Raw genomic sequence first — 19,511 nt, 5'->3', positions numbered from 1 at the left:
TCAATTACCCTTCGCGTTCGGCCAGATCTGGAGATTTCCATGCGGATCAACCTCGGCATAATGATCTGGCAGCAGGACGGTGGTCGTGTCGTATTGGCGGATGATGGCTGGGCCGGCAATCTTCTCGCCAAGGACCAGTTTTGCGCGGTCGTAGTTCGGAGTATCTATCCAGCGGCCCTTGAAGTAGCAGGGCCGGGTTTCGATCAGCGCCCCTGAATCGTCCCCCCCGGCTGCGGCAGAAGCTGCCTCCTCGACCGGGAGGGTCGCACCGCTGGCAATGACGCGCAGCGCCACGAGTTCAACAGGCACGTGGAACCTGACGCCATAGAGCCGCTCATGGGTTTCATGGAATTTCTCGAACACAGCTGCCAGGTTGGCGCGCTTGCCCAGAGTAGCGCTATCAATATCGACGCTGACTTCGAAACCCTGCTGTTCATAGCGCAGGTCGAGAGAATATTTCAGCGTCCGTTCCGCGACCGGAACTTCTTCCTCATCAAGCCAGGCCTTCGCCTTGACTTCGAGCTGGGCGAACCGGCTCCACACATCCTCTTCATCGAGGCCCGAGGTTGACCGGATGAATGTCTGGACGAATTCGTTCTTGAATTCCGACTCCAGAAACCCGAGCGCCGATAGCACACCGGGATTGGCGGGAACGACAACCGGATAGCAGCCAAGCAGTTCAGCCATTGCATTGGCGTGCAGCGGGCCTGCGCCGCCAAAGGCAACAATGCCGAAATCGCGTGGATCAAGGCCTCGCTGCACCGTAATGACACGCAATGCACCGAGCATCACCTCATTGGCAATGTCGATGATGCCCTGAGCAGCATCCTCGGGAGAAAGTCCGAGCGACTTGCCGATACCGGCAACCGCCTTGCGGGCACCCTCGACATCAAGCTTCATGTCTCCGCCCAGCAGGACAGGTGGCAGATAACCAAGGACAACATTCGCGTCACTGACAGCAGGCTCTGTTCCACCACGACCGTAAGATACCGGTCCCGGGCGTGCGCCCGCGCTGCGTGGTCCTACACGAAGCGATTTCGTCAGTTCGGAAACTTCAGCGATCGATCCGCCGCCGGCGCCAACCGAACGCACGTCGAGCGTGGGTACCTTGGCCGGAAACGAACCCACTTCCGTGGAGCGTGAAATTGTCGGCTCACCGTCTATGATGACCGAGACATCCGTCGATGTCCCTCCCATGTCGAATGCCAGCAGCTTGCCGATGCCGGCGCGCCTGGAAACCATTACCGTGGACGTCACGCCGCCGGCTGGGCCGGAAAGCACAGTGTGAACCGGCCGTTCGGAAGCGGCTTGAGCACTCATCAACCCACCATCGGAGCGAACGATGTGCAGTCGGGCGGTTACACCCTCCGCCCGGAGACGGTTCTCGATCTGCGATAGATAGCGCTTCATGATAGGCCGGACGTAATCGTTCATGACCGTTGTGATCGCACGGTCGTACTCACGAAATTCCGGAAGGATGTCAGAGGATACCGAAACCGGAATCTCCGGGTAGCGCTCACGTACAATCTCGGCGAGAGCCTTCTCATGAGCCGGATTTGCATAGGAATGCATAAGCGAAATAGTTAACGCTTCGATGCCAGATGAGCAGACGTCGTCGATCAGCGCAATGGCCTTTTCGCGATCAAGTTCGCGCACAACCTCACCGCGCGCGTTTATGCGCTCTGGTATGCCGCGTGTGTCTGCCAGGGACGCAAGGGGATCGGGCTTATCCATCACGATCCAGCCGAACAACGGTCCCGGCGTCCAGGATTTCGCCAGATGCAGCGTGTATTCAAAGCCCTCGGTAACGAGCAACCCTACGCGAGAACCCTTGTTTTCCAGCACTGCATTCGTTGCAACAGTGGTTCCATGGAGGATCAACGAAATTTCGGACGGAGAAATTCCGGCCTTTTGGCAAATCAGCTTCACACCCGCGGCCACGCCTATCGATTGATCTTCAGGAGTAGACGGCGTCTTCGCCTGATAGGTCTTCTTCGTGGCATCGTCGTGAAGAAGCAGGTCCGTAAACGTACCCCCGACATCGACTCCCAGTCTCATTGTTTTGTCCCTTCCTCTAAGCGGCATGCGGAAAGTTGTTGCATGCGTATGCAAAATCACTATAGTTCCGCCTAAGCCGACGACGCAAGCGCAAATTCCGCAGCGGTCATCAATTTTCACAAGTGCCGCGCGGCCAGTATATTGGCACACGGAGGAGCTTTAAAAATGGGTCAATCCGTGGCCTCGCCGCAGACGCTTTACGAAAAAGTGTGGGACGCCCATGTCGTCAAGTCCTATCCCGACGGCGCTTCACTTCTCTATATAGACCGGCATCTGGTTCAAGAGGTATCCAGCCCCCAGGCTTTTGCAGGTCTGATTGACAACGGACGCGAGATCCGCCGTCCTGATGCCCACATCGCCGTGGCCGACCATGCCGTGCCCACGACGAACAGGAACCTCAGACTTACCGACGGACTTGCCTCTCGCCAAGTGGCGCGACTGGTGGCGAACGCGGAGCGCTTCGGAATTAACTACATACCGATGCGCGACCGTCGTCATGGCATCGTACATGTCATCGGCCCCGAACTTGGCTTCACTCTTCCGGGCATCACGCTTGTCTGTGGCGACAGCCATACATGCACGCATGGGGCTTTCGGGGCCATTGCCTTCGGTATTGGCGCGAGCGAGTGTGAAAGCATTTTCGCGACACAGACCTTGAGGCAGCGCAAGCAGAAGACCATGCGCATTGTTCTCGACGGTGAACGACCGGATGGCGTCGAGGTCAAGGATTTCATTCTCGCCATCATTGCCAGAATCGGGGTCGGTGGCGGTACTGGCTATGCCATCGAATATGCCGGCTCTGCCGTGCGGGCGCTGTCCATGGAACAGCGCATGACGCTCTGCAATATGTCAATCGAGGCGGGCAGCCGGGTCGGCATGGTGGCCCCGGATGACAAGACGATCGAATATCTGCGTGGCAGACCGCTGGTGCCGCAGGGCCAGGACTGGGAGCGGGCCGTCGAGGCATGGCTGCGACTTCCCAGCGACAGTGGCGCCATCTTTGACGCCGAAATTGCCATAAATGTCGAGGAACTGGCACCATTCGTGTCGTGGGGCACGACGCCAGAGGAATGCGCACCGATCAACGGCACGGTTCCTGATCCTGGACTGGAAATGGATCTGGCGCGCCGTGCGAGGATGCAGCGCAGTCTTGACTATATGGGCCTGACACCAGGCATGGCGCTGTCGGGCATTCGCATCGATCGCGTTTTTATCGGCTCATGCACGAATGGCAGGATTGAAGACCTGCGAAAGGCCGCAGCCGTCGTTTCTGGCAGAAAAGTCGCAAGCAACGTGGCGGCAATCGTGGTTCCCGGGTCAGCGGCAGTTCGCCAGCAAGCAGAACAGGAAGGGCTAGACCAGGTATTCCAGGCCGCGGGCTTCGAATGGAGGTCAGCCGGCTGTTCGATGTGTGTTGCGATGAATGATGACCGGCTTGCAGAGGGTGAGCGCTGCGCATCCACATCCAACCGCAATTTCGAGGGACGGCAGGGTCTGAATGGACGTACGCATCTGATGAGTCCGCCGATGGCAGCAGCGGCGGCACTGGTCGGGCATTTGACGGACGTACGTCTCATAGGTGAGGGATCATGAAGCCTTTTATCCGCGTTCAAAGTGTTGCCGCTTATATCGATGAAGATTCGGTCGATACCGACATCATTTTTCCCGCTCGTTTCCTGCTTCTCCTCGATAAGACGGGGCTTGGAAAGCATGCGTTCCACGAACGCCGTCATGCCAAGGCAGGCACCGCACCGTTCATTCTGGATATTCCTCCCTATGACAAGGCCGAGATCCTCGTGGCCGCCAAGAATTTCGGCACCGGATCAAGCCGGGAACAGGCGGTCTGGGCGCTCGTAGATTTCGGTATTCGCTGCCTGATTGCCGAAAGCTTCGGGGAAATTCTTTACGCCAACTGCTTCAAGAATGGCGTGCTCCCCATCATAAAGTCTGGCGCAGAGCTCGAAGCCATTCGAAGGGCGGCCGGTGCTGGCGAACAAGTTGTCGTCGATCTCGAAGCGCAAACCATCGCACTTTCTGGCGGCGCCTCAATTTCCTTTGCCATAGAGCCGTTCCGCAAGGAGTCGCTGTTGATGGGGCTGGATGAAATCGGGTCCATTCTCACTGAGGATAGCGCGGATATTGCGACCTTCGAGAACCGACAGCGGAGCGAGAGCCCCTGGCTCTACCTCACCTGTGAACAGCTCACCTATTTTGACGATCTTGAAAAGGAGAAAGCTCTTGAGTGAACAGGAGACGCTCGGCGACAACTATAAGCGAGCTTTTGGAAAGCGCATAGGGTTTGGCCGTAAGCCGGCGCTCATCCTGATCGATTTCGTCGAAGCATATTTCGACAAGACCTGCCCGCTTTATGCCGGGGTCGAGACTGCTCTCGCATCTGCCTTGCGCCTGCAAAAGGCGGCGCGCGAAGCCGGGATTCCGCTCATCTACACAAATGTCGTCTACAAGCCCGGCGGCATCGATGGCGGTCGATTTTACCAGAAATCCATGGTGCTGCACAATTTCGATGAAGGTAGCGCGTTGGGCGCCTGGCCTGACGGTCTTGAGGTCAACACTGGCGAACTTGTCATATCCAAGCAATATCCAAGCGCCTTTTTCGGTACTTCGCTTGCCTCGACGCTGACGTCGCTCGGCGTGGACACCTTGATTCACACTGGCCTCTCCACCAGCGGCTGCGTACGCGCCACCTGCGTCGACAGTTGTTCGCACGGCTTCATTCCGATCATCGTTCGCGACGCAGTCGGCGATCGCCACGCTGCACCCCACGAGGCAAATCTCTTCGACATGGACGCAAAATACGGCGACGTCGTCAGCGAAGCAGAAGTCATTTCATATTTGCAATCCCTGGAAAGCCATTAACATGTCAAAACCTGATCTCAAGTCTGCATTTTCAGCCGGTGAATTCGTTGTCGCCCCGGGCATTCATGACATGATCGCCGCAGCGGTGTTCAACAAGATGGGCTTCGATTTTGCCTACGCGTCAGGCTATTGGATGACGGCCTCGACCTATGCGCTGCCGGATGCCGGTATTGCGACCTACACCCAGATGGTCGATCGGGTCCGGACGCTGTGCCGTACTGTGCGCGCCGGCGTCATCGCCGACGCGGATACCGGCTATGGCGGCCTCCTCAACGTTCATCACACCGTTAAAGGGTATGAAGAAGCCGGTGTGTGTGCAATTCAGATAGAAGATCAGGAATTCCCGAAGAAATGCGGTCATACGCCCTTCAAGAGAATCGTTCCGATCGAAGATATGGTCGAGAAGATCAAGGTCGCATGTGACGCCCGTAGCAATCCCGACATGCTGATCATAGCGCGCACCGATTCCCGGCAGAAGGAAGGCATGGAGGGTGCGCTGAAGCGCGCCGCTGCATATGGCGAGGCTGGAGCTGATATCCTGTTCGTCGAAGCGCTTGAAAGCGAAGACGAGATGCGCGAAACCTGCCGCCGCCTGAACAAGCCGACCATGGCCAACATGGCAGATGGTGGCTTGACGCCGATCCGCAGTGCGCGTGAACTCGCGGCTCTCGGTTACAAAATGGCTATCTATCCCGCCACGTCTGGACTTGCGGCTGCCCAGGCAGCAGAAAGCGCGTTCCGCCTGCTCAAGGACCAGGGCACCTCTGTATCTCCGGACCTTCCATTGTTCTCATTCAAGGAATTCAACTCGCTGATCGGCTTTGAAGAAGTCTGGGAATTCGAGCGCAAATGGGCACGACCTGAAAACCAGGCGGCGAAATGACAATGGCAAAGGTAACCTGCATTGGAGCCGGCCTGGTAGGCAGTGCCTGGGCAGTGGTGTTTGCCCGCGGCGGCCATCAGGTCTCTGTTTTCGACAGTGCGGGCGCGGAAGCGCACGACCGCGCCCGGAGCGCGATCGCCCGTACGCTCTCGCTTCTCGAAGCCTCCGGACTGCTCAGTGAGTCGCCATCGTCGATCCAGGCCCGCGTTAGCTTCGCAAACACGATCGCCGAGGCGGTGTCCGATGCGATCCACGTGCAGGAATCGGTAAAGGAAGAAGTCGGCATCAAACATGCAGTCTTCACTGAAATTGACCGCCATGCAGCTCCGGAAGCCATACTTGCGTCCTCGACTTCAGCGCTTGCCGGCTCGCTGTTTCTCGACATAGCCGGCAAGGGGCGCGCGCTGGTGGCGCATCCGGTGAACCCTCCTTCTCTGATCCCGCTGGTGGAACTGTGCGGCACGCCGTGGACAAGTCCGGAAACCATCGAGAAGACACATGCTTTCATGTCCAGCCTCGGTATGAAACCCGTTACCCTCAATAAGGAGATTGAGGGCTTTCTGCTGAACCGCCTTCAGTACACGCTCGTGGCCGAAGCCATGCATCTGGTCGGCGAAGGCTATTGCACTGCCGCCGATATTGATCGCGTCATCACAGATGGCCTTGCTCTTCGCTGGGCGACGATAGGCCCGTTCGAAGTCGCGCATCTGAATTCCCCGCACGGCTTTCAGGGATTCGTGGACCATCTCGGGCCGATGATGCGCAAGATGGGTCAAAGCGCCCGGACAGACTATGACTGGCCGGCAGAATTGGGCCAAAAAATTCACGCGGAACTTGTCGAAAAGACACCCATTGAAAAGCTGGGTGATCGGCAGAAATGGCGCGATGCCAACATTCTGGCGACGCGGTCCATGCAAGCCGATGCAGAGCGTCGATCGAAGTAGGTCGGGATCAAATCTCAGAGAGAACCGAAATGCTTGAAGTCACAGCTGAAATTGCTGACCTGTTCAAATTGGGAATGCGTGGGCTGGCATCCGGCGTCTCACTTGTCACCAGTGGGGTCGATGTCAAACTCGCTGAGGAAACCGACATGTCGCTCATCTACTATGATTTCYGGCAAGGGGTCTCCTCGTATAAAGCGCCGAGTGCCTGAAACATGGGACCTTTCTCTTTCAACACGACAAAATCTCTGGTTTTCCGGCCTGGCGCCGCCAAAGAGCTGGCCCCGATCGCCGGCGCCGTGCTTGGAGCCCGCGTTCTCGTCGTCACCGATCCGGGCATCAGTAAACTTGGCCTGATTGAAGCAGCACTTGCCTCGCTCGCGGCCGCGGGTCACCAAAGCCGGGTGTTCGACAGGGTTGAAGCCGATCCTTCCATTGCGACGCTAAATAACGCTGTCGAAGTCGGGCGCACCCTTGGCGCCACCGGTGTGCTGGGATTTGGCGGCGGCTCTTCAATGGATATTGCCAAGCTCGTTTCGCTTTTGCTTGGATCTAACGAAGACCTAAACGAAGCCTGGGGTGTAGGCAATGCCAAAGGCCCTCGCCTGCCGCTTGTCCTGGTTCCTACGACCGCGGGAACCGGCTCAGAAGTTACGCCTGTATCGATCATCACCGTGGGCGAGGAAGAAAAGCGTGGCGTCTCCAGCCCCATCATTCTCCCAGATATCGCCATCCTCGATCCTGACCTCACCCTCGGCCTGCCCCCTACTATCACGGCGGCCACCGGGGTCGATGCCATGGTGCACGCCATAGAGGCTTATGCCTCGGTCAACTCCAACAACAATCCGCTGTCGAAAACGCTGGCGCGCGAAGCCCTGCGGCTGCTGGGCGCCAACATCGAAACGGCGGTTTTCAACGGCCTCGACCGGGAAGCGCGCGGCAATATGCTGCTTGGCTCGATGCTGGCCGGCCAGGCCTTCGCCAACTCGCCGGTCGCCGCCGTACACGCCTTGGCATATCCAATCGGCGGGACATTCCATGTGCCGCATGGTCTTTCCAACGCGCTGGTGCTGCCGCACGTCCTCAAATTCAATGCGATGGTCGCGTCATCGACATATGCTGAAATCGCTGTCGACGCTTTTCCTCGTCTCGCCGATATGGACGCAACAAACCGTTGCGATCATTTTATCGCTGCGATCGAAACTCTTTCGCGGACGCTCCAGCTGCCCTCGCGACTCCGGGACGTCGGCATACCTTCTAGTTCCTTGGAAAAGCTGGCAATAGACAGCATGAAGCAACAACGCCTGCTGGTAAACAATCCCCGCCCCATCGAACAGGCAGACGCATTGGCGATTTACCAAGCCGCTTGGTAAAGCAGCGCTGGGGCAAGGTCCTGATCTGATTTTGGGCTATCTGGTGAGTCAGGCCGGCGGCAGAACTTGGCCGGCGCCAGTTGAGTGAAGCGCGACACTCAGAGCCCGCGATCATCGCCTTCATCGCACCAGCTAAGGGTAAAACATTTTGACTGTTTTTCCATTGCAACTCCTGAGCTAGCCTCGCTACGCGAAGAAGGTGTCTCGTTCCTCTCGCTTCCACTGGCGCGATTTGTCGCCAGGCGAGCTCGCTGCAGAAAAATCATCCGCTTTTGCACGCTTACCGAGAACAATCTGCCACTATAAAATCTATAAACTTCATAGACTGAGCAACTGCTTCTGCAGCTGGAGGATACCATGCCGAATACTCAGTCCAATCTCATTGCAATCGGCGTCGAAGCGGCAGACTTCGCTCTGCCGGACGCGCACGGTCGGGTCCATCAACTGGCCGAATACGCTGACAAGCCGGCATTGCTCGTTGCCTTCATTTCCAACCGTTGTCCGTTCGTGGTTCTCCTGCGCGAGGCGTTTGCACAATTCGGTCGCGAATACGAAGCCAAGGGACTGCAGATCATCGCGATCAACAGCAACGATGCCGCCGCCCACCCGGAGGAAACCCTGGAGCGAATGGGCGAGGAAGTCGAGACCTACGGCTACACGTTCCCTTATCTGAAGGACGCATCGCAGGATGTGGCCAAGGCTTATGGCGCTGCGTGCACGCCCGACTTCTTCCTGTTCGATGCTGATCGGAAACTCGTCTATCACGGCCAGTTCGACGATGCTCGCCCAGGCAACGGCAAGGATGTCACTGGTGCAGACCTGCGTGCGGCAGCGGACGCGGTGATTTTCGGCGCCGGTCCTGTTGCCCATCAGATTCCTTCGATCGGCTGCAACATCAAGTGGGAACCGGGCAATGAACCGTCCTGGTCGTCGCAGGCCGCTTGAGAGCATGCCGCGGCGGCAAGGATGCCACCGCCTTTCCCGGAACAGGTTTCGAGATACGGAATGTCGTTGCAACCAAAAGATCCAAGCGGGTCCGATCCTCTTCATCTGCAAGCCGATGTCCTGGTCATCGGCGGCGGACCATCGGGCGCATGGGCAGCGCTGGCTGCGGCCGAGAACGGAGCAAAGGTCGTCCTCGCCGACAAGGGCTATCTCGGCACCAGCGGGGCGACCGCGCCGTCCAACACCGGGACATGGTGCGTCGCGCCCGGCGAAGATCGCGCCCATATCGTCGAGCGGCGCTGGCAGCGCACTGCCGGCCTCGCCGATCCGCGCTGGATGCTGCGCTGTGTCGACCGGGCCTATGAAAATCTCCTGAAGCTCGTCGAATGGGGCTACCCCTTTCCGAGCGAGGACGACGGCAAGCTCTATATCGCTAATCTGCGCGGGCCGGACTACATGGCCTTCATGCGCCGGCGTGTTCTTCTGGCGGGCGTCACCGTGCTCGACCAGCATCCAGCCCTCGAACTCCTGTCCAACGGCGAAACCGTGACCGGGGCTGCCGGCGTCGATCGCCAGCGCAACCGCGACTGGCGCGTCGATGCCGGCGCCGTGGTGCTTGCGACCGGTGGCTGCGCCTTCCACGAGCGCATCCTCGGTGCAACGGGCCTGACCGGCGACGGCTACCTGATGGCGGCAGAAGCGGGTGCGCTCCTGTCCGGCATGGAATTCACCGGCAAGTACACGCTTGCGCCGCACGGTTCGTCGCTCAACAAGGGCCTGCCCTTCCGCTGGGCGACCTTCTATCGCGAGGATGGCACGGAGATCATCAGCAGCGACGGCGAGCCGCTGCGCAACGGCATTGGCGAGCGCGAAAAGGAAATCGTCCGGGCAATGATCGAGGCACCGGTCTATGCACGGCTCGACCAAGCTGAACCCGCCTTGCAGGACTGGCTGCGACAGGGCCAGCCCAACTGTTTCGTGCCCTATGACCGCATGAGGATCGATCCGTTCAAGGATCTCTTCCGCGTGACCTTCAGGGCGGAAGGCACGGTGCGCGGCACCGGCGGCATCCGCATTGCCACATCCGATTGCGGCACCGACGTGCCGGGCCTTTACGTGGCAGGCGACGCGGCGAGCCGTGAGGCTCTGACCGGCGCGGCATCCGGCGGCGGCGGCCCGAATTCCTCCTGGGCGATCGCCAGCGGCTGGTGGTCCGGCCAAGGCGCATCGCAATATGCCAAGCGCCACGAGCAGCGATCGGCTTTCCGCTCGGTTTCCAAACCTCTTGGTGAAGCGGGCCTGCGTCCGGCCGGGGCGACGAAGCCCGGCCTCACGTCAAAGGACGTCATCGCTGCCGTGCAGGCGGAAGTCCTGCCGCTCGAGAAGAACTATTTTCGCGACGGCAACTGCCTGGAGGCAAGCCGGCAGACGCTCGACATGCTGTGGAGCGATGTCCGTCATCATCTCGCCGGCGTTGGCATCGATCGCTATCGGGCCCGTGAAGCTGCCGCGATCGCGGCAGCGGGCCGGTGGTCCCTGAACGCAGCGCTCGCACGGCAGGAGAGCCGCGGCATGCATCGCCGGGCTGATTTCAAGACCAGCGATCCGGCATTCGCACGCCCAATTCTCGTCAGCGGCATAGACGAAATCCGCGTTCAGGCGGCAGAGCCCCTTCACCATGGAAAGGAGCTTGCGTCATGATCGAGGTCATTTCCGAAAGCCGCTGCATCGAATGCGACATCTGCGTCAAGGTCTGCCCAGCCAATGTCTTCGACAAGACCGGCGGGGCGCCGATCATTGCTCGGCAGGATGACTGCCAGACGTGCTTCCTGTGCGAAATCTACTGCCCGACGGACGCGCTCTACGTGGCTGAGTATGCCGACGGGCCTGTCGCCATCACTGAGGCGGAAGTCGAGGAGCGTGAGCTGTTCGGCAGCTATTCGCGCGCGCTCGGCTGGAAACGCGGCAAGCCCGGCGGCACCCGGTTCGACACGACCCATCGCATCCGCGTCGCTCAAGTCTGAGACCGAAGGAGACCAAAGATATGGACCGCATCACCGTTACCGACGTCCACAAGATGTTCCAGCTGAAGCCGGGCCAGTTCGTCACCATCGACGGCCAGCCCTCCGACCGCGTCACGGTCCTCGACGGGGTGGATCTGACGATCCGAAAGGGTGAGTTCATCACCTTGGTCGGCCCGAGCGGAAGCGGCAAGTCGGTTCTGCTCGACATCATCGGCGGCCTGACGCAAGCCACCAGCGGCAAGGTGGAGATCGACGGCAAGATCATCACCAAGCCCGATCCGAAGACCGGCTACGTGTTCCAGCAATATGCGCTGTTTCCGTGGCGCACGGCCCTCGCCAATATCGAGTATGCGCTGGAAGTACGCTGCGTCGGCAAGCGCGAGCGCACCGACAAGGCGCGTTATTTCCTCTCTCTCTTCGGCCTTTCGGGCTTCGAGGACCGGTTTCCCAATCAGCTTTCCGGCGGCATGCAGCAGCGCGTCGCCATTGCCCGGGCGCTGGCGGCCGATCCAGAAGTGCTGCTGATGGACGAGCCCTTTGCAGCCCTCGATGCCCAGACCCGCGAAATCCTGCAGAGCGAGTTGCTCCGCATCTGGGAAAAGATCAACACCACCGTGGTGTTCGTCACCCACTCGATCGACGAGGCGATCTACCTCGCTGACCGGATCGTCATAATGACCGCTCGTCCGGGCCGGGTCAAAGAGATCATCGACATCGACCTGCCGCGCCCGCGCGACGGCGACATCCGTTCCAGCCCGGACTTCAACGCCCATCGCGGCCGCGTCTGGGAAGCCCTGCGAGACGAAGTGAACAAGGCGCAGAAGGACTGGGCGCTTTCGCCCGCCTACGCTGCCTGAAGACCGGACCCTGCATAGAGACAATGGAGGCCAAGATGGCTTTTGTAACCGATAAATCCGGCTTCGTGCCTGCAGTGACGCCGCGGTCCCGCGACACCGCCCGACCAGCACCCGCGCGCCGCCCGAAAAGCCGGAGACTTCACCTTGGGTCGTTCGGTTACGGGCTGCCATTGCTGGCGACGTTCTTCGTCTTCTGGGAAATAGCACCGCGGCTTGGCTGGCTGAGCCCGATCTTTTTTCCGCCGCTGAGCGAAGTCCTGGCCGCCTGGTACGCGATGCTGCTGGATGGCACGCTGTCTACCAATATCGGTATCAGCCTGCAGCGAGCCTTCATCGGCTTTGCACTGGCGCTCGTGGTCGCGATCCCGCTCGGTTTCCTGATGGGGCGGTATTCGACCTTCGAGAAGGTATCGGACCTTCTCGTCCAGACCCTGCGCAACACTTCGCAATTCGCCCTTTTGCCGGTCTTCATTCTGTTGCTCGGCATTGGCGAAGCATCCAAGATCGCCATTACCTTCTATTCGTCGGTCTTCTTCCTGCTGATCAACACCATCAGCGGCGTCAAATCGGTCGATCCCCTGTTGCTCAAGGCCGCCCGGTCCATGGGCACCTCCGATCTCGATCTTTTCCGCAAGGTCATCCTGCCGGCCAGCATTCCCCACATCGTGGCGGGCGCCCGGCTTGCGGTGAAATCCTCGATCTTTGCGGTGATCGGTGCCGAAATGCTCGCGGCCAAATCCGGTCTTGGCTACCTCATCCAGAACTCCCAGCTGATGATGGAAACTGCCGACATGTATGCCGGCATCCTGACGATGACGTTCATCGGCCTGATCGTGAATTACCTGCTGGTGTGGTTCGAGCGCTGGGTAACCAGCTGGAAGAGCCCCTCGGAAGCATCGCCCCACTAATCCCACCATCCGATTAATAGAACCAACCGTCAGAGGACGACATGACCAACACTTTTACCCAACTGCGCCGGACCCTTTTGAAAGGCCTGAGCCTCTCCATCCTGAGCGTCTCGATACTCTCGAGCGCAGCTCTTGCCGAAGACAAGCCTGAAATCATCCGTATCGGCACCACGGCGCCAGGCCACCTGAAGTTCATTCTGGGCCGCCACAACGGCGCGTTCGAGAAGGAATTCGCCAAGGACGGCATCAAGGTCGAGCTCGTGGCCTTCACCAACGGCGGTTCGGAGGCGCTCACGGCGCTTGCAACCGGCGCAATCGAAGTAACCTATACCGGCAATAATCCGGCGCTGCGCGCCGCGGCCCTTGGCACCGACGTCAAGGCCATCGGCCTGTCGAGCTATACCAAGAACTCGTCGACCACGATCATCGTCAAGCCGGATTCCCCGATCAAGACGATCGCCGACCTCAAGGGAAAAAAGGTCGCCTTTCTGGCCGGAACCGTGCGCCACTCGGTTTTCTCGAAGGCACTGAAAACGGCCGGGCTCACCACTGACGATGTCGAGCCGCTCAACCTCGATTTCGCGGCCTCGGGCCCGGCGCTGCTGCGCGGTGACGTCGATGCCGTGGTCGAATCCGACAATTCGACATCCAAGCTGGTTGAAAAGGGCGAAGCGCGCGTGATCCTCGACAGCAACAAATATCCCGAGTGGTCTGCACCCTTCATCATCTCGGTAAACGGAGAATTCGCGAAGAAATATCCCGATCTCGTCAAGCGCCTGTTGAAGGTCGATATCCAGCTGGCGCGCTGGGCCGATGCACATCCTGAAGACACCATCAAGATCTTCGTCGATGAGACCAAGACCTCGGAAAAGTCGGTGCGCAGCACCTATGCCGACGGCAAGTTCTATCAGGATCCGCGCATTACGCCCGAAGCCCTCAAGGCGCTGAAGGATGAAGAAGCCTTCATGCTGGAAGCCAAGTTGCTCAAGGGCTCGGTGAACTACGATACCTGGGTCGATACCAGCTATCTCGATGCGGCCTACAAGGAAGTCGATTCCAACCAGTAATGCATCTGTAGTGCTCCTCGACCGCCAGGCCTGCGTCTTGCGCTGCCCGGCGGTCGTTTGATTTTTCCAACTTCTCAAGACTTTGATGACAGCGATTACACCAGAACAGCGGCTGATACCTGACCCCAAGAGCCGCAATTTCATCCTGTTTTCCATCGCCCAATGTGTCAGCTTCGCCGGCGATTGGATGCAGAAGGCAGCGGTCGGCTGGCTTGTCTGGGAGCTGACGCTTTCACCCGCCTGGGTGGGCACCGTCGCCCTGTCCGACCTGATTGCCGCATTCTGGATCGCACCGCTTGCCGGCACGGTGACCGATCGCAGTAATCCCTACAGGTTGATCTGGACGACGCAGGTTCTCGCCATCGCGAACTCCTGTCTCATCTGGTTGCTGGTCGTGTTGGGAATCGTCTCGCCCTGGCTTTTGCTGGCATGGGCAGTAATCGATTCGACACTACAGGGCTTCAACCAGCCGGCGCGTATGATGGTGACGGGGTCGCTTGCTCCTCACGGCCGCGTATCTCAGGCGATTGCAGCCAATTCGATCGCCGCCAACATTGCCCGCAGCATCGGCCCGATGATCGGCGGTTTCGTCATGGTGCATTCCGGCGTCAGCGACGTGTTTCTTCTCAACGCCCTCTCCTTCATCGCCATCATGGCCGTTCTCGTCCATGTCCGCCCGTGGATCGACCGTCCGGGTCTTGCGGTGCGCGCCGCTCGCTTCACCGACGATATCGTCTCGGGATTTCGCTATGTTCTTTGGGCGCCGCAAGTGGCGATGCTGTTTGTGCTCGCATTGTCTTTCGCATTGCTAGCGCGGCCGTTTACAGAACTCTTTCCCGCCTTGGCGGGGGGCACGTTCAAAGGCGGTCCCGATACGCTCGGCCTGCTGATGGCCGCGCAGGGCATCGGCGCGCTCTTCGGGGCCGGGTGGATGCTCAGGAAGCGGCCTGAAGGTACAATCGTGCGGATCACATTTGCCGCCGCCCTCGGCATCGCTGTATCGCTCATCCTGTTTTCAACGACGGGCATATTCGGCTTCGCGCTGCCGCTGATCGGTTTTGCCGGGTTGTTTCACGTCGTTTGCAATATCGGCATGCAAACCATGGCGCAGACACTGAGCGAGCCTTCGATGCGCGGCCGCGTGCTGGCGCTCTACACGCTGGTTTTCCGCGCCGGGCCAGCACTGGGCGCATTCCTGATCGGCTTTGCGGCACACTGGTTCGACCTGCAGGTCCTGATCGGCCTCGCCGCGAGCGCGCTTCTTCTTGGTCTCATCCTTTCCATTCCTGCGGTTCGGCGCATCTACTTTGCCGCACGCTGAGCCAAGTACAAATCAAGGACAAGCAATGACAATTGCCGACGCGATGGAAAACACCGAGACACAGGCATCTTCCAGCCGTTCACGACTAGTGGCCTTCGTCGTCGCTGTCTCCTTCTTCATGCAGATGCTGGATTCGACGATCGTCGTTACCTCGCTGCCGCAGATGGCGCGGTCGTTCGGCGTCGCGCCCGTGGCCATGAGTATCGGGCTGACGGTCTACATGCTGACCATGGCGGCCTTTTTGTGGTCGCATCGCTGTTCTGCGGCCTGGCCACGACTCTTCCGGAATTCATTGCAGCCCGCGCGGCGCAGGGTTTTGGCAGTGCGCTGATGAACCCGATCGGACGCATGATAGTTTTGCGCAACGCGGCAAAACGCGATCTGATCAATGCCGTAGCGCTGATCACCTGGCCGGCCTTGATCGCTCCCGTCATCGGCCCCGTGCTCGGCAGCTTCATCACCACCTACGTCAGCTGGCACTGGAACTTCTTCATCAACATCCCGATCGGCATGATCGGCCTAATGCTCGTCTGGCATTTCGTTCCGCAGCAGAAGGAAGAGGACACGGGCAGGCTGGATCTCATCGGGTTCGTGCTGTCGGCGCTGGGGCTCACATTGCTTCTGGCAGGGCTTGAAAGCTTCGTTCATGGGACAGTAACGGCGGGCCAGGTCATTGCCCTGCTTGTCATCGGTCTCGCCTTCTCCGCATGGGCCATTCGCCATTTTCGCAAAACGGCCAATCCGCTCCTGGATCTCTCGCCTTTCGCCATTCCAACCTTTGCGTTTTCCACCCTCTCAGCCGGCACCGCATCGCGGCTAGCGATCAATGCCATGCCGTTCCTCATCCCGTTGTTTTTCCAGGTCGGCTTCGGTCTCGATGCGATTTCCACGGGGACCTATATCCTGGTCTATTTCGCGGGGAATCTTGCAATGAAATCGGTGACCACGCCGCTTTTGCGCCGGTTTGGTTTTCGGACGATCCTGGTGGTCAACGGGGTAATTGCCTCCGCCTCCATTGCAGCTTGCGCCATCCTGTCTCCCGCAACGGCACAGTGGGCAAACTATGCCCTGCTGTTCATCGCGGGGCTCTCCCGGTCGATGCAGTTCACGGCGCTGAACACGGTCGGCTTTGCCGACATAGCCCCGGCGCAGCGCAGTTCCGCGTCGACGCTGTCGAGCATGCTGCAGCAGCTTTCTATGGTGCTCGGCGTCGCCGTCGCCGCCGCGGTTCTGAGCGCATCACAAACGTTGCGCGGAGGAACAGTCTTGTCGATGGTTGATTTCCAATGGTCATTCGGCGTCATTGGTACAATCGGGGTGCTGGCGTCGCTCAGATTTCTGAGCTTGGAGAAGGACGCGGGGGCAGAAGTTTCAGGCCATGCCCGGAGTTGATTGAAGGGTAAGAAGCGAAATATTTTCCCTTCAATAGCGTCAGCTCATCTGGCTAAGGAAGCTTGAAAGACACACCTAATAGAGAAGTCCCGGCATTTGATGGGTCGGATCGAGCGTGAATCTTTCGGGCTCTTTTGTCCAACATTTGCGGGTGAAATCATATGGCGTGAGACCTTCGAGGGTCCTGAGGCGGCGACCGAAATTGTGGGCACCGCTCCAGTATGCAAAACAGAGGGACCGGATCATCAGAGCGATTGAACCCGGCCCACCTGTGCCCTCACCTGCTCGGCCTTGCCAGCGAACGGGCAATATCGACAATGTCATCGCGCGAGGCAGTGGGATCCTCTTTGTTCCAGGCAACCCCGAGCCCGATCCTGAAATCGATCCCCCTCACCTTCTTGAGCTCGAAGGCACGGTTGGGCAGATCGCGAACCCACTCAGGGGCAAAGCCGATGCCGAGCCCTGCCGAGACAAGCGACACCAGTGAGTAGGTGTCGTCACAGGTATAGGCAATGTTGCGGGTCAGATCATAGGCCTCGAACTTCTCGTTGAAGTACCGCTCGGTGAAGGACAGGTTCTGCCTGTTGAAGGCGATGATCTTCTTATCGCGCAGATCCTCGATGCCGATCTCCTCTTGCGCTGCCAAGGGGCTCGCCTTTGCGACCGCCAGCAGATAGCGCTCATGGGCAATCGAGAAGAACCGCAGCGAGCCGATGTTCTCGACCGGTCGGATGAAGCCGAGATTGATCTGGCCGCTTTCCAGGCTGCGAATGATATCGCCGGTGTTGCCGCTGGAAATATGGATGCGCACGTCAGGATACTTGCGGGCAATCTTTGCCAGGAATGCCGGCAGTACCCCTGTGGTGGCCGGATAGACGGTACCGATCCTGATCTGCTTCATCGTCTTGCCGGCAACCGCCCTGGTGATCTCGGTGGTCAGATCGATCTCGCTGAGAATCCTGATGCAGCGATCATAGAAGGTTTCGCCCGCCTGCGTCAGTTCCACCCGTCTCGTCGTTCGCACGAGAAGCTGCAGGCCAAGCTCCTTTTCCAGCGCCTGCACCTGCGTGCTTAACGCCGGCTGGGCAATGCGGATCTTGGCCGCCGCCCTGCCGAAGTGCAGTTCCTCGGCCACCGCCTTGAAGTACGAGAGTTGGCGCAGTTCCATGTCACGATCCTTCAACCAGTTCGATTGTCTCGCACGACTGTTGAAAGATGATACCCTATTTTGGGGTATTCGAAAATCGGTTTTATCGGAAGTGCCGGTGAAATTTCAACTGGCACTCGGCATTGTCATCGCTTGATCGCATTCTATACAAACGGCTGATTGAACTTCTTGTCGAGGCGAGGAGAAAGGCAAGCGTTACCCAACAGGAGTTGGGCAGGCGAGTAGGGCAGAGGCAGACTGTCATCTCGAAGATCGAGACTGAAGAACGGCGTCTTGATGTCGCTGAATTTATTCTGGTTAGTAGAGCAATTGGTGCGGATCCTTTCGAGTTAATGCGCCAGGCGGAAATTGATTGCGGCCCACACCATTGACGGCGAACCTGTCTAAGTACGAGGAGCCGGTCACGGGTAACCGAGCAATTTGAGACCGTTCTGCCGAGAGTGTCACATGCACAGGAGCACTTGCCCGATTTGAACCCGCCCGTGTGTCCGGGTCGGACATTTATCGCGCGTTCACGTTGAACGGCTTCGAACCGTCGATCCGGCCGATCCGGGCACGTTGAAAGATCGGAAGGGGATCGACCCCACATCCGAGAAAAGCGCAGGTCGATTGAGCTGAGGCCAAGCGAGCGAGCTCTTGAAATGCTGGTCAGTTGAAGCTGTAGCTCCGGTGCGAGGCAGTGCGCCGATCTCGAGAAGTTGCCGAAGGTCACGCGTTGCCATCGCTCAAGATGTGGCAGTGATCGCGATGTGATTTCCGCACTCAGCCTGCCTTTGAAACCCGCGACCTCTCGAAAAATGCGGGCGACTACTTTCTCCGACCAGCTCGGCCACCGCGACGTGTTGGGAACAGAAATATGATGCACATCTTTTCGTGGAGTTTCGATCGCGACCGCTTTATAAACTTGAAACCCTGCCATTTGGCAGTATATTGACTGTCAGATGGAGATTGCCATGGTCGTAGCGCAAGCAATTCGTGATAGTGGGGTGCCGCAATCACCGGTAAATCTAGGCGATGAGGCGGCCCGCAAACGGCTTACCCCCGCAGCCGTGTCAGGTGTTGTTCGACTGGCCGAGATATGGCGCTTAACCAGCGTCGAGGTCTGCGCCCTAATGGGTGACGTGTCGGAGCGCACGTGGTTCAGAATGAAGAAGGGCGAATGGAGCGGGAGCCTCTCTCAAGACACATTGACCAGGGTCAGCGCGTTGATCGGCATCTTCAAGGCCCTCCGACTGCTTTTCTCTGAACCACTCGCCGACGAATGGGTCAAACTTCCAAACAAGGGACCGCTTTTCGAGGCGCGCCGGCCAATCGACGTGATGATCGACGGCGGCATCCCAAAGCTGCTTCTTGTGCGACGCCACGTTGATGCGTTGCGGGGCGGGCTGTGATCGAGCCGGCTCGCACGGATATTGTCCAGCGAGATACAGTCCGCCTCATATCGACCGCTAGGCTGAAGGAACCAGCATTGCTGGCTCTCGCCCCAAATCATGGCGCCATGGAGGATCTGGCCGAGTTGGAGGGCGCTACCAGCGGCCGCCTGCAAGCCCAGGAAGGTGGCCTGTTAGACCTCGATCCGAAAGAGCTCGTCTTTGGCCGTCCCGGCCATACATTCATCAACGCCGCGTTTACATACACGCGCCCCGGCGGCAACCGGTTCAACGATGACGAGCGCGGTGCGTGGTATCGCGCATTTT

18 protein-coding genes and 3 pseudogenes are annotated in these 19,511 nt (G+C 59.0%); 18 read left to right on the top strand and 3 right to left on the bottom strand.

The genetic code is table 11. The features are described 5' to 3' along the window. Nucleotides 1-2,058 (bottom strand): hydantoinase/oxoprolinase family protein, encoded by a 2,058-nt coding sequence (locus AC1D2R_RS27705; protein WP_477972450.1) that lies wholly within the window; start codon nt 2,056-2,058, stop codon nt 1-3. A gap of 177 nt (nt 2,059-2,235) precedes the next feature. On the opposite strand from AC1D2R_RS27705, the gene leuC reads away from it, so the two are divergent. The 15 genes and pseudogenes from leuC (at nt 2,236) to AC1D2R_RS27630 (ending at nt 16,646) form a co-directional block, all read left to right on the top strand. After that, nucleotides 2,236-3,651, top strand: a complete 1,416-nt coding sequence (gene leuC, locus AC1D2R_RS27700; protein WP_477972527.1) for a 3-isopropylmalate dehydratase large subunit — start codon at nt 2,236-2,238, stop codon at nt 3,649-3,651. Beyond that, nucleotides 3,648-4,304 (top strand): 3-isopropylmalate dehydratase small subunit, encoded by a 657-nt coding sequence (gene leuD / locus AC1D2R_RS27695; protein WP_477972448.1) that lies wholly within the window; start codon nt 3,648-3,650, stop codon nt 4,302-4,304. Before leuC ends, leuD begins: the two co-directional genes overlap by 4 nt. Continuing rightward, on the top strand, nt 4,297-4,935 hold the full coding sequence (locus AC1D2R_RS27690) for an isochorismatase family protein (protein WP_477972447.1): 639 nt from the start codon (nt 4,297-4,299) through the stop codon (nt 4,933-4,935). Before leuD ends, AC1D2R_RS27690 begins: the two co-directional genes overlap by 8 nt. Nucleotide 4,936: 1 nt before the next feature. Further along, nucleotides 4,937-5,818 (top strand): isocitrate lyase/PEP mutase family protein, encoded by an 882-nt coding sequence (locus AC1D2R_RS27685; RefSeq protein WP_477972445.1) that lies wholly within the window; start codon nt 4,937-4,939, stop codon nt 5,816-5,818. A 2-nt stretch (nt 5,819-5,820) separates the two neighbouring features. Next, nucleotides 5,821-6,762, top strand: a complete 942-nt coding sequence (locus tag AC1D2R_RS27680; protein WP_477972443.1) for a 3-hydroxyacyl-CoA dehydrogenase — start codon at nt 5,821-5,823, stop codon at nt 6,760-6,762. A gap of 29 nt (nt 6,763-6,791) precedes the next feature. After that, nucleotides 6,792-6,971, top strand: a complete 180-nt coding sequence (locus tag AC1D2R_RS27675; RefSeq protein WP_477972441.1) for a hypothetical protein — start codon at nt 6,792-6,794, stop codon at nt 6,969-6,971. A 3-nt stretch (nt 6,972-6,974) separates the two neighbouring features. Further along, nucleotides 6,975-8,132 (top strand): iron-containing alcohol dehydrogenase, encoded by a 1,158-nt coding sequence (locus AC1D2R_RS27670; RefSeq protein WP_477972439.1) that lies wholly within the window; start codon nt 6,975-6,977, stop codon nt 8,130-8,132. A gap of 357 nt (nt 8,133-8,489) precedes the next feature. Continuing rightward, nucleotides 8,490-9,077, top strand: coding sequence for a thioredoxin family protein (locus tag AC1D2R_RS27665; RefSeq protein WP_477972437.1), 588 nt, complete (start codon nt 8,490-8,492; stop codon nt 9,075-9,077). A gap of 60 nt (nt 9,078-9,137) precedes the next feature. Further along, nucleotides 9,138-10,778 (top strand): FAD-dependent oxidoreductase, encoded by a 1,641-nt coding sequence (locus AC1D2R_RS27660; RefSeq protein WP_477972435.1) that lies wholly within the window; start codon nt 9,138-9,140, stop codon nt 10,776-10,778. After that, nucleotides 10,775-11,101, top strand: coding sequence for a 4Fe-4S binding protein (locus tag AC1D2R_RS27655; protein ID WP_477972433.1), 327 nt, complete (start codon nt 10,775-10,777; stop codon nt 11,099-11,101). The genes AC1D2R_RS27660 and AC1D2R_RS27655 overlap by 4 nt, the downstream gene beginning before the upstream one ends. 20 nt (nt 11,102-11,121) lie before the next feature. Next, nucleotides 11,122-11,958 (top strand): ABC transporter ATP-binding protein, encoded by an 837-nt coding sequence (locus AC1D2R_RS27650; RefSeq protein WP_477972431.1) that lies wholly within the window; start codon nt 11,122-11,124, stop codon nt 11,956-11,958. Between the two features lie 35 nt (nt 11,959-11,993). Beyond that, nucleotides 11,994-12,866, top strand: coding sequence for an ABC transporter permease (locus tag AC1D2R_RS27645; protein WP_477972429.1), 873 nt, complete (start codon nt 11,994-11,996; stop codon nt 12,864-12,866). A gap of 41 nt (nt 12,867-12,907) precedes the next feature. Continuing rightward, nucleotides 12,908-13,933 carry an aliphatic sulfonate ABC transporter substrate-binding protein gene (locus AC1D2R_RS27640; RefSeq protein WP_477972427.1) on the top strand — a complete coding sequence of 342 codons (1,026 nt, stop codon included), beginning with the start codon at nt 12,908-12,910 and terminating at the stop codon, nt 13,931-13,933. An 85-nt stretch (nt 13,934-14,018) separates the two neighbouring features. Continuing rightward, nucleotides 14,019-15,254, top strand: a complete 1,236-nt coding sequence (locus AC1D2R_RS27635) for an MFS transporter (protein ID WP_477972425.1) — start codon at nt 14,019-14,021, stop codon at nt 15,252-15,254. A 25-nt stretch (nt 15,255-15,279) separates the two neighbouring features. Further along, nucleotides 15,280-16,646, top strand: a pseudogene (locus AC1D2R_RS27630) (MFS transporter). Between the two features lie 75 nt (nt 16,647-16,721). Here AC1D2R_RS27630 and AC1D2R_RS27625 read toward each other — a convergent pair. Further along, nucleotides 16,722-16,856 (bottom strand): annotated as a pseudogene (locus AC1D2R_RS27625) (IS481 family transposase); the annotation flags it as partial. Nucleotides 16,857-16,923: 67 nt separating this feature from the next. Continuing rightward, entirely contained in the window at nt 16,924-17,814 is an 891-nt protein-coding gene (locus tag AC1D2R_RS27620) for a LysR family transcriptional regulator (protein WP_477972423.1), read from the bottom strand. 122 nt (nt 17,815-17,936) lie between these two features. Here AC1D2R_RS27620 and AC1D2R_RS27615 point away from each other — a divergent pair, with 122 nt between their 5' ends. From AC1D2R_RS27615 to AC1D2R_RS27605, 3 genes and pseudogenes are all read left to right on the top strand, one after another. Beyond that, nucleotides 17,937-18,185 carry a helix-turn-helix domain-containing protein gene (locus AC1D2R_RS27615; RefSeq protein WP_477972421.1) on the top strand — a complete coding sequence of 83 codons (249 nt, stop codon included), beginning with the start codon at nt 17,937-17,939 and terminating at the stop codon, nt 18,183-18,185. 570 nt (nt 18,186-18,755) lie between these two features. Beyond that, complete coding sequence (locus tag AC1D2R_RS27610) at nt 18,756-19,205, top strand: antitoxin Xre/MbcA/ParS toxin-binding domain-containing protein (RefSeq protein ID WP_477972419.1); 450 nt, start codon at nt 18,756-18,758, stop codon at nt 19,203-19,205. A 77-nt stretch (nt 19,206-19,282) separates the two neighbouring features. Beyond that, nucleotides 19,283-19,511, top strand: a pseudogene (locus AC1D2R_RS27605) (RES family NAD+ phosphorylase); the annotation flags it as partial.

The organism is Rhizobium sp. P1_C7 (assembly GCF_056406295.1).
Note: the sequence above shows the minus strand (reverse complement) of the source record. Positions and strands in the feature narration are given on the sequence as shown.